The sequence below is a fragment of the Streptomyces sp. NPDC001153 genome (assembly GCF_053598315.1).
Genome location: NZ_JBSFJZ010000032.1, coordinates 95,324 through 109,020 on the forward strand (window position 1 = coordinate 95,324; position 13,697 = coordinate 109,020).

Annotated in this window: 10 protein-coding genes, 1 tRNA gene, 1 other RNA gene and 2 pseudogenes; 11 read left to right on the forward strand and 3 right to left on the reverse strand. The window is 70.9% G+C overall.

Annotated features, from left to right (window positions below; translation table 11 throughout):
- The first annotated feature begins 7 nt into the window (after positions 1-7).
- The 5 genes and pseudogenes from ACWDEN_RS31800 (at position 8) to ACWDEN_RS31820 (ending at position 4,907) form a co-directional block, all read left to right on the forward strand.
- A complete protein-coding gene (locus ACWDEN_RS31800; RefSeq protein WP_351600746.1) occupies positions 8-1,330 on the forward strand; it encodes an RNA-guided endonuclease InsQ/TnpB family protein in 1,323 nt (440 codons plus the stop codon).
- Between the two features lie 32 nt (positions 1,331-1,362).
- Positions 1,363-1,779: pseudogene (locus ACWDEN_RS31805) on the forward strand (GNAT family N-acetyltransferase); the annotation flags it as partial.
- Between the two features lie 2 nt (positions 1,780-1,781).
- Complete coding sequence (locus tag ACWDEN_RS31810) at positions 1,782-2,255, forward strand: cupin domain-containing protein (RefSeq protein ID WP_351601187.1); 474 nt, start codon at positions 1,782-1,784, stop codon at positions 2,253-2,255.
- Positions 2,252-3,055: an SDR family NAD(P)-dependent oxidoreductase gene (locus ACWDEN_RS31815; protein WP_351600743.1), complete on the forward strand. Its 804-nt coding sequence runs from the start codon at positions 2,252-2,254 to the stop codon at positions 3,053-3,055. The genes ACWDEN_RS31810 and ACWDEN_RS31815 overlap by 4 nt, the downstream gene beginning before the upstream one ends.
- A gap of 148 nt (positions 3,056-3,203) precedes the next feature.
- Entirely contained in the window at positions 3,204-4,907 is a 1,704-nt protein-coding gene (locus ACWDEN_RS31820; RefSeq protein WP_351601185.1) for a copper resistance CopC/CopD family protein, read from the forward strand.
- Positions 4,908-5,292: 385 nt separating this feature from the next.
- Here the strand turns inward: ACWDEN_RS31820 and ACWDEN_RS31825 are convergent.
- Positions 5,293-5,622: pseudogene (locus tag ACWDEN_RS31825) on the reverse strand (YncE family protein); the annotation flags it as partial.
- Here ACWDEN_RS31825 and ACWDEN_RS31830 point away from each other — a divergent pair.
- From ACWDEN_RS31830 to ACWDEN_RS31850, 5 genes are all read left to right on the forward strand, one after another.
- Positions 5,546-5,743, forward strand: a complete 198-nt coding sequence (locus ACWDEN_RS31830; protein WP_351601219.1) for a hypothetical protein — start codon at positions 5,546-5,548, stop codon at positions 5,741-5,743. The pseudogene ACWDEN_RS31825 and the gene ACWDEN_RS31830 overlap by 77 nt on opposite strands.
- A 433-nt stretch (positions 5,744-6,176) precedes the next feature.
- Complete coding sequence (locus ACWDEN_RS31835) at positions 6,177-6,440, forward strand: hypothetical protein (RefSeq protein ID WP_351600741.1); 264 nt, start codon at positions 6,177-6,179, stop codon at positions 6,438-6,440.
- 143 nt (positions 6,441-6,583) lie between these two features.
- Positions 6,584-7,114: a SigE family RNA polymerase sigma factor gene (locus ACWDEN_RS31840; RefSeq protein WP_351600739.1), complete on the forward strand. Its 531-nt coding sequence runs from the start codon at positions 6,584-6,586 to the stop codon at positions 7,112-7,114.
- Positions 7,111-7,896 carry a hypothetical protein gene (locus ACWDEN_RS31845; protein WP_351600736.1) on the forward strand — a complete coding sequence of 262 codons (786 nt, stop codon included), beginning with the start codon at positions 7,111-7,113 and terminating at the stop codon, positions 7,894-7,896. Before ACWDEN_RS31840 ends, ACWDEN_RS31845 begins: the two co-directional genes overlap by 4 nt.
- Positions 7,897-8,061: 165 nt before the next feature.
- On the forward strand, positions 8,062-10,506 hold the full coding sequence (locus tag ACWDEN_RS31850) for a non-reducing end alpha-L-arabinofuranosidase family hydrolase (protein ID WP_351600733.1): 2,445 nt from the start codon (positions 8,062-8,064) through the stop codon (positions 10,504-10,506).
- 401 nt (positions 10,507-10,907) lie between these two features.
- On the opposite strand, the gene ACWDEN_RS31855 is transcribed toward ACWDEN_RS31850, so the two are convergent.
- Positions 10,908-13,283: an RICIN domain-containing protein gene (locus ACWDEN_RS31855; RefSeq protein ID WP_450861257.1), complete on the reverse strand. Its 2,376-nt coding sequence runs from the start codon at positions 13,281-13,283 to the stop codon at positions 10,908-10,910.
- A 123-nt stretch (positions 13,284-13,406) separates the two neighbouring features.
- A tRNA-Ser gene (locus ACWDEN_RS31860) sits at positions 13,407-13,491 on the reverse strand.
- A gap of 97 nt (positions 13,492-13,588) precedes the next feature.
- Here ACWDEN_RS31860 and ffs point away from each other — a divergent pair.
- Positions 13,589-13,685: signal recognition particle sRNA small type (gene ffs, locus ACWDEN_RS31865), an RNA gene on the forward strand.
- Positions 13,686-13,697 lie beyond the last annotated feature (12 nt).

Consider the following 13,697-nt stretch of genomic DNA (forward strand, 5'->3'; position numbering starts at 1 on the left):
TGATCGCTTGGCAACGGAACGTGTGCGGGAGAAGCGGCAGTTCGGGCATCGCGCCCGGCTAGCGCTGACCGCTCCGCAGGTCCGGCTCGTCGATGCCCAGGCGCACACCGCCCGTACCACGTGGAACCTCCTGCACGACTGGTGGACGATGTTGCCGAAGGACAAGCGCACGCTTGCCTCGGCGGACGCCGCGATCCGCCAGGCCCGCAAGGACATCGACTGGCTTGCGGCCCTTCCCGCCCAGGCCGCGCGGGCGGTTCTCAAAACGTACTTCCAGGCATGGAAGAACTGCTGGGAGGGGCGGGCCGAAGCACCGAACTTCAAGGCCCGCTTCCGCACGGCGATGAGCGTGGACGTCCCGCAGGGCCGCGACCTCCAGATCAAGCGCGTACACCGCCGCTGGGGCATGGTCAACATCCCCAAGGTCGGCCGTGTCCGCTTCCGCTGGACCAAAGACCTCTCCATCGGGAAGAACGCAAACACCGACAACAAGATCACCGGCGCCCGACTGGTCAAAGACGCACTCGGCTGGCACATCGCCTTCCGCGTCCAAACCCTCGACACCGCGCCCGAGCCGCACACCGGCCCCGAGGTCGGCATCGACGCCGGAGTCAACATCCCGCTCGCCCTGTCCGACGGCAACCACCAGGACCACGGTCGCCCCGCCCGCCTCCCGGACGGCACGGCCGACCCGGACAAGTGGCTGAACCCCGACGAGAAGGCCAAGCTGCTCCGCCTGGAGAAGCGGGCCGCGCACCGCAAGAGCTTCCGCAAGCCGGGCCAGAAAACCTCCAACCGGCTGAAGCGGACCTACGACCAGATCGCAAGCCTCCGCGCGACAGCCAAGCGCAGGGCGAGTGACTGGCAGCACCAGATCACCACCCACATCGCCCGCACGTACGGCGTGATCGTGGTGGAAAGACTGGACATTCCGAACATGGTCAAGAGTGCCAGAGGCACCGTCGAGAACCCGGGGAAGAACGTCGCCCAGAAGTCCGGCCTCAACCGCTCCATCAGCCAAGAGGCGTGGGGGCGCGCTGTGACGATGCTGACGTACAAGACCGCCCGCCACGGCGGCACCCTGCACAAGGTTCCCGCCCCCGGCACCTCCCAACGCTGCTCGATGTGCGGCTTCACCACGCCGGGCAGCCGGGAGTGCCAGGCCGTGTTCGTGTGCAAGAACGAAGGCTGCGGCTGGTCCGACAACGCCGACCACAACGCCGCACGGAATGTCTTGCACCTGTACCGGATGGGCCACGCGCTCGTCCCGGCTGCCGGAAGGGCAGTCGTCAGGCGCCCCCGCAGCGTCAAGCCCGCCACCGCAAGGTAGGAGGGAATCTCCCGGCTTCAGCCGGGAGAGCACTTCAAGCCCACATGGCCGGCCTCGACCTCCTCGTCACCAGGGACGGCGCACCCGCGGCCCTGCTCCAGACGTACGAGCCGGCCGCCGACCGGGTCGGCGAGTGCTACGCCGTCCGCCCCGGCGACCTGGGCGTCCACGTCCTCCTCGGCCCGGCCGACCCCGACGACCCACGCCCCGGCTGGACTTCGGCGCTGCTGACCGTGATGACGACGTACGCGCTGCGGGCCCTGGACCGGCGCCGGCTCGTGGCCGACCCGGACGTACGCAACACCAGGGCGATCGCCCGCTTCGAACGCCAGGGCTTCGTGCGCGGCCCGGCGGTCGTCCTGCCCGAGGTGGACCTCCCCGATGTGTACCTGCCGGAGAAGCGCGCCCAACTCGCCTTCCTGGAGCGCGCGGTAGCCTTCCCGGGGTGACCATGACGCCGGACGATCTGATCGCCCACTACGGCCTCGAACCCCTCCCCCGAGAGGGCGGACTGTTCCGGCGTACCTGGGAGGGGCCGGAGCGCCCAGACGGCCGGCCGGCGGGGTCCGCCATCGTCGTCCTGCTCACCGCGGACGACTTCTGCGCCCTGCACCGCCTGCCCACCGACGAGATCTGGCACTTCTACCTCGGCGACCCGCTCGACCTGCTCCTGCTCGCTCCCGACGGCAGCACCCGCACCGCCGTCCTCGGCCCCGCCCCGCTGACCGGCCAGCACCTCCAGCTGACCGTGCCGGCCCGCACCTGGATGGGCGCGCGGGTGGCGCCGGGCGGCGCGTGGACGCTCTTCGGCTGCACGATGGCGCCCGGATTCACCTACGCGGACTACGAACACGGGAACCCGGCCGACCTGACGGCGCGTTATCCGGCCGAGGCGGCCCGGATCACGCAACTGTGCCGCCCATGAACGGGAACCCGCCGAACCCGCGGCACCAGCCGGCCTCGCGGAACCTGCTCGCCGGACAGACCGCCCTGGTGACCGGCGCGGGCGGCGGCATCGGCCGCGCCATCGCGCTGCGCTTCGCCGAGGAGGGCGCGGCGGTGGCCGTCCACTGCCGTACGGCGGTGGACGCGGCCGGGGAAGTGGCGGCCAGGATCGGTGAGTCGGGCGGCGAGGCCGTCGTGCTCCAGGCGGACCTGAGGGACGAGGACGCCTGCCACCGCCTGGTCCGGGAGGTCACGGACTGGTCCGGCGGCCGGCTCACCGCCGTCGTCAACAACGCGGCCGTCCAGCCCGTCCAGCCCCTGCCCGGCATGACGGCGGCCGCGTGGCGCACGGTCGTCGACACCGACCTGACCAGCGTCTTCGCCTGCACCCAGGCCGCCGCCGCCCATATGCGCGCACACGGCGGCGGCACCGTCACCCACATCGCCTCCATCGAGGCCGCCCGTCCCGCTCCGGGGCACGCCCACTACAGCGCGGCCAAGGCGGCGGTGGTCATGCACGCCCGCGCGGCGGCCCTGGAGTACGGGCCCGACGGCATCCGCGTCAACGCCGTCTCGCCCGGCCTGATCGACCGGGAGGGCCTGGCGGAGGCCTGGCCGGACGGCGTACGCCGCTGGCTGGCCGCCGTCCCCACCGGCCGGCTGGGCCGCCCCGAGGACGTGGCCGACGCCTGCGTGTTCCTGGCCTCACCCCTCGCGAGCTGGATCACCGGCCACGACCTGACCGTGGACGGCGGTGTCTCGGCCCGGCCGACCTGGTAGCACTGCGGCCGATCGCCCGCGCGGTGAGCGTTCCGGCCGCTCTGCGCGTACTCATACGGAGGACAGGCGGCGAGGGAGGGCACGAGTGCTGCTGGGCGACCGGCGCCGATGGCCACGACGGCTCGGCCTGCTCTGCGCGGGCCTCTTCATGCTGCTGTTGGTCACGGCGGCCCCCGCGTCCGCCCATGCGGCCCTGCGCACCACCGATCCCGCCGACGGCGGCCTCCTGCGCACGGCCCCCCGGCACGTCACCCTGACCTTCAGCGAGTCGGTCGGCCTGCTCACCGACTCCTTCCGCGTCTACGACCCCGCGGGCCACCGGCTGACCACGGGTCCCGCCGAGCACGCCCCCGGCCGCCCGGACACGGCCCGCGTCTCCCTCCCCGCCCAGCTCGCCACCGGCACCTACACGGTCGCCTGGCGGGTGGTGTCCGCGGACAGCCACCCGGTCTCCGGCGCGCTCACCTTCTCCGTCGGCACCCGCACGGCGACGACCGCGAGCCCGGCCCCCGACGACGCCGAGAACCCCGTCACGGCGGCCCTGTACAACATCGCCCGCTACCTCGCCTACCTCTCCCTGGCCCTCCTGCTCGGCGCGGCGGCGTTCGTGGCGTACTGCCGCCCGCCGACGGCGGCCCCGCTGCGCACCCCGGTGCTGGCCGCCGCCTGGACCCTCCTGGCCACGACAGCCGCCCTCTACCTCCTGCGCACCCCCTACGAGGAGGGCACCCCGCCCACGCTCTCCGTGAGCTCCCTCACCCAGACGGCCACGACCCGCCCCGGCGCCCTCCTGCTCACCCGCCTGACGCTGCTGCTCCTGGCCGGCGCCGGCATGGCGCTCCTGCGGGCCCGCCGCAGAAGGCTCCCGCGCCGTACGACGCTCGCCGTGGCCGGAGCGCTCTCCCTCCCCCTGGCCCTGACCTGGACGGCGGCCGAACACGCCTCGGCGGGCATCCAGGTCCCCCTGGCCATCACCGCCGCCACGCTCCACCTGCTGGCCATGGGGACCTGGCTGGGCGGCCTGGCGGCCCTCCTGCGCACGCTGCCCCGCACCTCCCTCACCACCCTGGCCCGCTTCTCCCGCCTGGCCTCCGCCTCGGTGACGGCCCTCGTCCTGACCGGCGTCTACCAGTCCTGGCGGGGCCTCGGCTCCTGGCAGGCGCTCACGGACACGACGTACGGCCGTACCCTGCTGGCCAAACTGGCGGCGGTCATCGCGCTCCTGCTGGCGGCGGCCTGCTCCCGCACCTGGACGACCCGCCTGACCCGGGAACCCCGCGTCGCCGCCGCCCGCGTCCCCGAACCGGCCACGGGCCCCCCGCTTCCCCCGGAACCCCCGACGCCGCCCCCGCCCCCGCCCCCGCCCTTCCCCGTCCTGCGCCGCTCGGTGCTGGCGGAAGCGGCCGTCGCCGCGGTGGTCCTGGCCCTGACGACCCTGCTGACCAGCACGGTGCCCGGCCGCGCGGCCGAGGAGGCGGCGGCGAGCGGAAACCCGGCCGACGGCATCCCGACGGCCTCCGTCACCACGATCCCCTTCGACGTAGGCACCCCCGGCGGCCACGGCAAGGTCCAGATCACCCTGGACCCGGGCCGCGTCGGCCGCACCTCCGTGCAGGCGGTGGTCTACGGCCCCGACGGCGGCCTGTCCACGGTCCCCGAACTCCGCGTCACCCTCACCCTCCCCGCCCGGCACCTGGGCCCCCTCGACACCCGCCTCACCGACCGCGGCGGCTACTGGTCCACCGACTCCCTCGACCTTCTCCTCCCCGGCACCTGGACGATGAAGGCGACGATCCGCGTCTCGGAACTGGACCAGGTGACGGTGTCGGCGCCGGTGCGGGTGACGCGGTAGACGGGCGGGCCGGAAGCACCGGGAAGGGCATGGGGAGGGCGGTGGACGGTGCTGGGCGGGTACGAATGAGACCAGAGCCGAGACCAGGGCGCCGGGTCATACCTTCTTGACGACGACGGTGTCCGGGAGGAGCTTCTCGAGGTCGTCCACGTGCGAGGTAAAGACGGTGACCTGCCCCTTCTGCCGGCGTGCGATGACAGCGAGCACGCATCGATCCTCGCGGAAGCGTGTCGTGGACGGTGACTGCGGTGCCGTCGGTGGAGCCGGAGCCGTTGTTGCCCACGGTGATGGTGTAGGTACCGAGTCTTCCTACGGCGAAGTTCCCCGTGTGGCTCTTGGCGATCGTCAAGGAGGGCCGCTTGGCGGCGGTGATAGCCACGCCTCTCGGGCCCACGCCGGCTGGGCCGACGGTGGCGGTTGCAGTGACGGTGTTCGTGCTGGTGTCGATCACCGAGACGGTGCCCGTGGCCGATGCGGTGTTGGGAACGTAGGCGCGCGTGCCGTCCGGGGGGATGGCCAGGCCGCTCGTGTCGACCCCGGCGGGGACGGTGGCGGTGACGGTGTTGCTGCTGGTGTCGATCACCGACACGTCGTTCGAGCCGGCGTCGGGCACGTAGACGTGGGTGCCGTCCGGGGGGATGGCCAGGCCGCTCGTGTCGACCCCGGCGGGGACGGTGGCGGTGACGGTGTTGCTGCTGGTGTCGATCACCGACACGAAGGACGGCGCAAAGGCGCACCGCTCCCGCGGCGGCCGCCTCCGTCTCCTTCCAGCGCGCCTCCCACTCCGCGGCGTCGCCCCCGCAGGCACGCACGTACCCCTGGAGGACGGCGAGTGACGGCAGCCGTTTTCCGGCGGCCGCCTGCGACAAGGCGGTCACGGAGAATCCAGCCGTGCGAGCCATGGCCTGATACCACGCCTCTGCCTCCTTCTGCTGGGGCCAGTGGAGCCAGTCGTACATGCATTCGGTAAGGGCAATGCAGCGTCCTGACATGAGATGGATCAAGGGCTCACAGAATGGATCGTTCCGGCGGAACGCGGTGCCGGACAACCATCCACCTGTCAGGCACGGTTGCGGCGTGGGGTGCGGGTGGCCGCTTTCGCCGATGCCGCCGAACGGCAGGCCGGGACGGCCGCCGTGTCCGATGTTCTTCGGATCCCTTTCGTGCGGTGCACCGGTCGCCGGGAAATCGGTGTCGTGGCGGCAACCTTCTCGTCTCCTGCGGCAACTGGGAGCCGGAAGGCCGAGTCGAACTACCGGATGGACGGGCATGAGGGCAACGAAGCATGCCGCGCCGCAGTCGTGGCGCAGGCGCGGACTGGGCACGGGCATTCCCTTGGGGCTGATGGTCGTCGGTGTGCTGGCGTGCCTGGCTCTGACCGTTCTCCCCGGGAGCGGAACCCGTGCCGGGCGGGCAGCCGACGAGTCCGCCGCAGGCGCGCGGGCGGCCGCCCTGTCCGGTGCCGGGTCGGCGGCGGGCGGGGGTGCGGGTGCGACGGTGCAGCCGACCGGCGTCCAGTTCGCCCGGCATTGACCAGCCCGCCGGTCAGCCTTCACCGGCCCGTGACCGAGCACGACCGCTGTTCGAATCCCGGGCTGGGCCCTGTTAGGCTGCCGCCCCTATTGTTCAACGCGCAACCAACGCGCACGTCATTGCCAGGAGAGGGCGACCGGGGGATGGTCCTCGATGACGCGTCCGCGGAGTTCCACGAATTCTTCGAACGCCACTATGCCGAACTCGCCCGTCTAGCACACCTGCTGACCGGCGAGAGTGACGCGGCGGACGACCTCGCGGCGGATGCCCTGGTCGCCCTGTGGCAGCGCTGGGACCGGTTCCGGCAGGCCGACCACCCGCTCGCCTACGCCCGCGGTGTGGTGGCCAACCTGGCGCGCGGACGGATCCGCAGCGCGGTGCGCGAGCGACTCCGGATCACGCTGTTCTGGTCCCGCAGCCCCGAGAAGGTGGACGGGCCGGACATGGCGGCCGTGCTGGACGTCCGCGCGGCGCTCGCCCGGCTGCCGTTCCGCAAGCGCGCCTGCGTGGTGCTGCGGCACGCCTTCGACCTGTCGGAGAAGGACACGGCGGCAGCGCTGGGCATATCGGTCGGTACGGTGAAGAGCCAGACCTCGAAGGGAATGGCCGAGCTGGAAAGGATACTGGGCGCGCGAGCGGTCGGGGACCTGGTGGCAGGGAGGAGGAACCGGTGAACGAGGAGATCGCCCGTCGGCTGCGCGAGGCCGCCGAGGCCCACCGGCCCGACCGTGCGAGGATGCTGGCCCGGGTGCAACGCGGCATGGCCGGCCCCGCCGTCCGTCACCGCGCGCGGCCGTTCGCGAGGTCCGGGACCAGGGTCGCGCTCGCCGGGCTCGCCGCCACCGGCATCCTGGCGACCGGCGGCCTCGCCGTCGCCGCCATCGTCGCGCACTCGTCGCCGTCGGCCACCGTGACCACGCCTGCCACCCCGTCCCCGACCGCCGGCTCCCCGCACCCGACATCGGCCCGCCCCACCCCTGTCGCGCCGGCCCCGGCCACCACCCCCAGCAGCGCGCGCCCGACTCCGTCGGCCACCAGTCCATCACCGTCCGCCGGCGAGAGCCAGGACGGGCCGCTGTGGTCGGCCGGCTCGGTGGACCCGCACAGCAGCGTCTACTGGACGCAGAGCAACCTCGCCCTCAAGACGACCCGGCCGCTCACCACGCTCACGGTCGAGATGCGGATCGTGCAGACCGGCGGGGTGAAGATCACCGGCACCTGGCAGACCCTGCCGAGTGCTGACTTCACCGTCACCACCCAGGAGGCCGGCGGCACGCTGGTCTACCGCTGGGTCCTCAAGCCGGGCCTGACCGTGCCCGCCGGGAGCTATGAGTTCGCCGCCCAGTTCAACAACGGCACCGGCGTGCGCAGTGCCGCGGGCGACGGCTACCGCGTCGACGCGCAGGGCTCGGGCGGCTCCGCGTCGGTCCGGGGAGGGTTCGTCCCGACCCGGTGAAGGCCGTAGGCGGCCTCCATGGTGGCCGGCGGGTCGCCGTGGAACGTGGTGGGGATGGTGACGGCGGCCGTGAAAATTCTTCCCTCGGTCGCGGCAACCTTTGTGTGCGTGGCGGCAACTGGCGGGTAACCGGGGCCGGATCAAGGCCCGTTGTGCCAGAAGGACATGCCGTTGTCAGATCAGAACCGCTCTCATCGCCGCCGTCCGGCTACCCGCCGGGTGCTCGCCGCCGCCGTGGTCCTCGCCGCCGCGGGTGCTGCCGTACCCCTGGTCGCCCAGGCCGCACGCACGCCGGATGCCCGCACGCCGACCCTGGCCGGTGCAGCGGCCGGCAGCGGCCGCTACTTCGGTACGGCGGTGTCCTCGGGCAGGCTCGGCGACTCGACGTACTCCGCCATTCTCGACCGGGAATTCAACATGATCACCCCGGAGAACGAGATGAAGTGGGACACCACCGAACCGTCCCGCGGCACCTTCAACTTCGGCCCGGCCGACTCGATCGTCGGCCACGCCTCCGCGCACGGGCAGCGGATGCGCGGCCACACCCTGGTGTGGCACTCGCAACTGCCCGGCTGGGTCAGATCCATCACCGACGCCAACACCCTGCGCAGCGTGATGGACAACCACATCACGACCGAGATGAGCCACTACAAGGGCAAGATCTACGCCTGGGACGTGGTCAACGAGGCGTTCGCCGACGGCGGCAGCGGTCAGCACCGCAGCTCGGTCTTCCAGGACGTACTCGGCAACGGCTTCATCGAGGAAGCCTTCCGCACCGCCCGGAACGCCGACCCCTCCGCCAAGCTCTGCTACAACGACTACAACATCGAGAACTGGACCGACGCCAAGACGCAGGGCGTCTACAACATGGTCAAGGACTTCAAGTCGCGCGGTGTACCGATCGACTGCGTCGGCTTCCAGAGCCACTTCGGCGCCGGCGGCCCGCCGGCCAGCTTCCAGACCACCCTGTCCAAGTTCGCCGCGCTCGGCGTGGACGTCCAGATCACCGAGCTCGACATCGCCCAGGCGTCGCCGACGGCGTACGCAGGCGCCGTCCAGGCGTGCATGAACGTCGCCCGCTGCACGGGCATCACGGTGTGGGGCATCCGCGACAGCGACTCCTGGCGCACCGGTGAGAACCCGCTGCTGTTCGACGCCGGCGGCAACAAGAAACCCGCCTACAACGCGGTACTCACCGCCCTGGGCGGCAGCAGCGGCGGCACGCCGGGCGGGGGCATCACCTCCGGCACCGTCTACACGCTCTCCGACGTGGCCGCCGGACGCGTTCTCGACGAGCCCGCGGGATACAACGGCAACGGCACCCCGCTCCAGGTGTGGGACGCCGCCGGCGCCTCCAACCAGCAGTGGCGGGCCGGCCGCAACAGCGACGGCTCCTACACGTTCACCAACGTCGCCAGCGGCCGGGCACTGGACGAGCCCGGCAACCAGACGGGCAACGGCACGAGGATGCAGGTCTGGGACCCGAACGGCGGCGCCAACCAGCACTGGCGGGCCCACCAGAACGACGACGGCTCCTACACGCTGACCAACGTCGCCAGCGGCCGCGCGCTGGAGATCCCCGGCGGCCGGACGGCCAACGGCACCCCCGTCCAGGTCTGGGACTCGGCCGGCGGCGCCAACCAGCACTGGAACATCAGGCCGTCGACCCCGTCAACGCCCGCGCCGACGGGCGGCGCGTGTGCTCTTCCGTCGACGTACCGGTGGACGTCGACGGGTGCGCTGGCGCAGCCGGCGAACGGGTGGGACGCGGTGAAGGACTTCACCGACGTGGTGTACAACGGCAAGCACCTGGTCTACGCGTCGAGCGTGTCGGGATCGTCGTACGGCTCGATGATGTTCAGGCCCTTCACGAACTGGTCGGACATGGCGTCGGCCGGCCAGGCAGGGATGAGCCAGTCCGCGGTGGCGCCCACGCTGTTCTACTTCGCGCCCAAGAAGATCTGGGTGCTGGCGTCCCAGTGGGGCGCGTCGCCCTTCGTCTACCGCACGTCCAGCGACCCCACCGACCCCAACGGCTGGTCCGCGCCACAGCCGCTGTTCACCGGCAGCATCCCCAAGACTGAATCCCCCACCGGCCCGATCGACCAGACCCTGATCGCCGACGACCAGAACATGTACCTGTTCTTCGCCGGTGACAACGGCAAGATCTACCGGGCGAGCATGCCGATCGGGAACTTCCCGGGCAACTTCGGCTCGTCCTACACGACGGTCATGAGCGACACGACGATGAACCTGTTCGAGGCGCCGCAGGTCTACAAGGTCAAGGACCAGAACCAGTACCTCATGATCGTCGAGGCGCGGGGTGCGAACGAGCAGCGCTACTTCCGCTCCTTCACCGCCACCAGCCTGAGCGGTTCCTGGACCCCGCAGGCCGCCGGCGAGAGCAACCCCTTCGCCGGCAAGGCCAACAGCGGCGCCACCTGGACCAACGACATCAGCCACGGCGACCTGGTCCGCACCAACCCCGACCAGACCATGACCGTCGACCCCTGCAACCTGCAGTTCCTCTACCAGGGCAAGTCCCCCGCCGCGACCGGCCCTTACGACCGACTGCCGTGGCGGCCGGGTGTCCTCACCCTGCAGCGCTGACCTGCCTGATCCACGGTGACCGCGACCGGGTGCGGTGCACCGGCACGTAGACGAGCGGTCTACGGCGCGGGCACCTCCACCCGCTGACCGACACCCACCGCATCGAGGAACCCCAGCCGTACGTCGGCTGGGGTTCCCATCGTTTGGGGACCAGGCGGAGGCCCGGCGGGCCTTGTCCGGCAGATGGGTGTGCTCCTGATCCTGCGCGGCGTGGGCGCCGACGTCCCGGTTCGGCGTTGCGCCGTCACCTGTCAGCACCATCATCCCCTTCGCCAAGGCCGCCTCGATCGACGCCCGCACCGACGGCGGCATGGCCGACGCCGGCCGAGAAGTCCTCAGCCCGGCGAAGATGACAAAAACGCGCCCCCATCGGGGAGATGGGGGCGCATTCGTGCCTTCGCCTACTTGAGCGCTGTGCCACCTGAGTTGTGGTAGGCGATGGTCTTGCTGATCAGGTTTCCGCCGTCGGACTCGACCGTTGTCTGTTCCTGTTGCCCCGGACCGAACAGCAGCCCGGCGACATGGGCGTTCGCGACCTGGTCCATGTGCCCGAAGAACCAGTCCACCTTGTCGTCCTTGTAATGGTTGAGGGTGTTGTTCTGCGCCATGTTGCCCACGGGGATCTGCCACAGGACCACCGGCTTGCCCACGGACTCGGCCATCGTCTTGTAGAACTGCAGCGCGGCGGCGGCCTTCTGGTCGGTCCAGAAGTGGTCACTGCCGCCGTGGGCCGGCTGTGCGTACCAGCCTGCGTCGCGGTCCGACACGTCGGTGACCAGGAGGTCGGCGTTCTGTGCCCCGAGGCTTGCGTAGTCCTTGACGCATGCCTGTGTGTTGGTCTGCCAGTCGAAGCACGAAAGGTGCATCCCCACGGCGGTGTTCGGCGCGTACTTGTGCGCCATCGATATCAGGCAGCGGGAGAGTCCGGCGGCGCTGTTCTCCTGGGATCCGCAATCGGTCGGGTTGGCGGCCGAGACCTGTGCGGCAACCTTGTGCGGATCGCCGAGCGACCGGACGTAGCCCCAGAAGTCGGGCTCAAGGTCGATCATGTCGCGCGACGTGCCGATCTTCTGGAGGAAGAAACGGTAGTCGTTCAGGTACCGGGTGAGCAGGTCAAGCCGGTTGATGGCCTGGACCTCGCCCGGACCGTCGCCCTGGCCTGCCGCATCTCCGAGGTCGCGCAACGAGTACCACGTCCAGAGCATCTTCTGCGGGCGCGGGCTGCCCTTGTACGTCGCGTGGGCCGCCACGGAGTCCCGCCAGGTCACGTAAGTGCCGGGCGCCGTGGTGCTGCCGTTCCAGCAGCCCCACCAGTTCGACCACCCGTCCTGGCAGCGCGCTGCCGAGTAGTAGTCCGATGAAGGCGCGGGCTGGCTGTGCACATAGGCGTACCGCACGTCGAACGGCGCGGCGGCCGCCGAGGCGTCGGACATCGAGCCGCCGATGAGCACCGTGCTACTGCCCATGAAACGTGTCGTCGAGCTGCCGCCACCAGCCTCGGGAGACGACGGCGACGACGGGTGCGAGCCGCTCGGAGCCTGGCTGGTGGGAACGCTGCCGCCCGGCGCGGTGGGCGTACCGGCGCTGCCGACACTCCCGGCCGGGACGAGTTGCCACTGCTGATCGGCGCCGCCCCGGTCGCGATCCTGGACGACGTCGCCCCCGTCGGCCTTGGCGGCGTTGTGGACCTCGACGGCCATGCCACTGAAGCGATTGACCAAACGCACATAGCCGCCCGGCGACTTGGCCAGCTTGAACTGCTGGTTGGTGCCGTTCAGGTCCTTCCACTGCACGATGGCGGAGCCGGCGGTCTTCGACCAGCCGAGGTCGTCCAGCACCTTGCCGGAGTTCCGGTTCTGCAGCCGGTAGTACCCGTCACCCGCGTCGATGAGCCGCCACTGCTGGTTGGCCTCGCCGTGGCGCGCCCACTGCACCACCGCCGCGCCGTCGTTCGTGGCGAAGGCGCGGTCGTCCAGCACCTTGCCGCTGTTGCGGTTGACCAGCACGTACCACTTCTTCAGATCCAGGGTCTGCTGCGCCGAAGCCTGGCTGACCACGACAGCCGAGCCGGCCACGACCACCATGACGAGGCCCGCCCAGAAACCCCGACGCGCGAGCAACCGACGGCCACGATGCTTCGGGCGACCACCGCGGGCGCCGCCGTCGGCACGGTGGCCGCCGACGCGGGATGCCACCGATGACGTGGGTGGGCCGGGGACATGTCTGTGCTCTCGTTCCAGGGACATGCCTGTGCTCTCTTTCAGCCGTTGCATCTGACCGACCACATGGCCGGACAACACCGAGTGGTCCGAGAGGCCGAAAAGGTTGCCGCGAAGAGCCACAGATTTTTTCGCGTTGACCGCTTCCTGTTCGCTGCGGAGCGCGGCACGGCTGACGCCGGCGGTGGCGAACGCCTGATGGCCGCAGGTCTCCTCCAGTGGGCGGTCGGGTTCGGCGAGCCCAGGGCGTAGCAGCTCGCAGGCGTCGTCCAAGTCGCGGACCTGGGATTCGATCAGTCCGTCCGTGTGCAGGGCCAGGACGCTGTTTTCGGGGACGTGGAACTCGGCGGCCTCGAAGGGCATGCCGCCCAGGCCCAGAGGCGGACCGGCCGGCGTTTCCAGGAAGCGGACCGTGCCGTCCGGGTATCCCTGTGAAGTCGAGGGGTCTGCACGCGATCCGCGATCGTGCGTCCAGGCTGCTCCTGCGGTCGTGGGTTCACAACTGCTGATCACTCCCGAGCCGGCCGGCGGGCGCGCAGCGATCGAGGGCCGGCTCACTGCCAGTGCCTGCCCTCCTCGACGAGGGGTGGCCGGGAACTGCAACCAAAACTGCAACCACGGAACGACGAAGGCTCCGACCGTGATCCGGTCGGAGCCTTCGTCTGCCCAGGTGGGCGGCTGCGGAGGATACGAGATTCGAACTCGTGAGGGGTTGCCCCCAACACGCTTTCCAAGCGTGCGCCCTAGGCCTCTAGGCGAATCCTCCGCCGGAAACATTACATGACCGAGGGGAGTGCTCGCGAACTCGTTCCCGCAGGCCTCCGTCGGTTGCGGCGCGCAGGCCGCGATCGGGTACTGTTGGGCACAGCCCCTCACGCGGCGCTATCTGACTGAACTCCCCCAGGGCCGGAAGGCAGCAAGGGTAGGTCGGCTCTGGCGGGTGCGTGGGGGGCCCTTGCGTTCCCGGGGTCC

Bases quoted from the DNA above. Each gene is read 5' to 3' on its own strand.
- ACWDEN_RS31810 (WP_351601187.1), top strand. From the start codon at position 1,782: ATGACGCCGGACGATCTGATCGCCCACTACGGCCTCGAACCCCTCCCC.
- ACWDEN_RS31815 (WP_351600743.1), top strand. From the start codon at position 2,252: ATGAACGGGAACCCGCCGAACCCGCGGCACCAGCCGGCCTCGCGGAAC.
- ACWDEN_RS31820 (WP_351601185.1), top strand. From the start codon at position 3,204: ATGCTGCTGTTGGTCACGGCGGCCCCCGCGTCCGCCCATGCGGCCCTG.
- ACWDEN_RS31830 (WP_351601219.1), top strand. From the start codon at position 5,546: ATGGCCAGGCCGCTCGTGTCGACCCCGGCGGGGACGGTGGCGGTGACG.
- ACWDEN_RS31835 (WP_351600741.1), top strand. From the start codon at position 6,177: ATGAGGGCAACGAAGCATGCCGCGCCGCAGTCGTGGCGCAGGCGCGGA.
- ACWDEN_RS31840 (WP_351600739.1), top strand. From the start codon at position 6,584: ATGGTCCTCGATGACGCGTCCGCGGAGTTCCACGAATTCTTCGAACGC.
- ACWDEN_RS31850 (WP_351600733.1), top strand. From the start codon at position 8,062: ATGCCGTTGTCAGATCAGAACCGCTCTCATCGCCGCCGTCCGGCTACC.